This window comes from Anaerostipes faecalis, from assembly GCF_018982945.1.
Taxonomy (GTDB): Bacteria; Bacillota; Clostridia; order Lachnospirales; family Lachnospiraceae; genus Anaerostipes; species Anaerostipes faecalis.
The window spans coordinates 1-738 of the sequence record NZ_JABRXE010000033.1 but is presented as its reverse complement, the minus strand read 5'-3'; the positions used below and the strand labels follow the sequence as shown (position 1 = coordinate 738).

The following is a 738-nucleotide window of genomic DNA, read 5'->3' as shown; positions in this document are numbered from 1 at the left end:
CGGCTGGTATACTGGCTCCCTCTGTCACTGTGGATGATTGCTCCCCGCAGATCCGGATAGGCTTTGCTGGCATTTTCCAGTGTTTGTACACATAACGGGGCTTTCATGTTTGTATCCATTGCCAGTCCGATCACACTGGAATCGAAACAGTCAAAAACAGCGGAAACATATAGCTTTCCATCGCTGGCTTTGATCTCTGTTATGTCTGTTACACATTTGGTCAGCGGCTCCTCCGAACTGAAATCACGTTTTAAGAGATCCTCTGACTTCCTGGCTTCCCGGTCTTCTTTCGTAATCCCGTTCGGTTTCCGTCTGGGATAATGCTTCAGACCAATCTCTTCCATGACACGATAAACAGTGCGTTCACTTGGGATATCAACATTTTCAGGCTGTTTCAGGATCAATGCCTGGTACATCCGGATTCGCCCATAGGTGTCATTGCATTCGTCTTCCTTATAGATTTCTATCATAGCATCTGCCAGCGGCTGATACTTCCATGGTCGGTCTTTATTCGCAAGATACTGATAAAATCCCTGCCTGCTGACATGCAGAACCCTACAGCAAAAGGAGATATTCCCCTTCCATTCGCCGTCTTTCGTTTTTAAGGCAATAAACTTCATTCTTTCGTTTTTGCTGACTTCAGACGGCTCGCAGCGAAAAAAGCGCTGGCTTCCTCTAGAAAGTCGTTTTCCTTCTTTAAACGACGGTTCTCTTTCTCCAGTTCTTTCACCTGCTGGC

At 46.5% G+C, this 738-nt stretch carries 1 protein-coding gene; it reads right to left on the bottom strand.

The window, feature by feature from the left end:
• Positions 1-620: DDE-type integrase/transposase/recombinase (locus KTB61_RS12885; RefSeq protein WP_216697704.1), on the bottom strand; the 620-nt coding region annotated here is incomplete at its 3' end.
• Between the last annotated feature and the right edge of the window lie 118 nt (positions 621-738).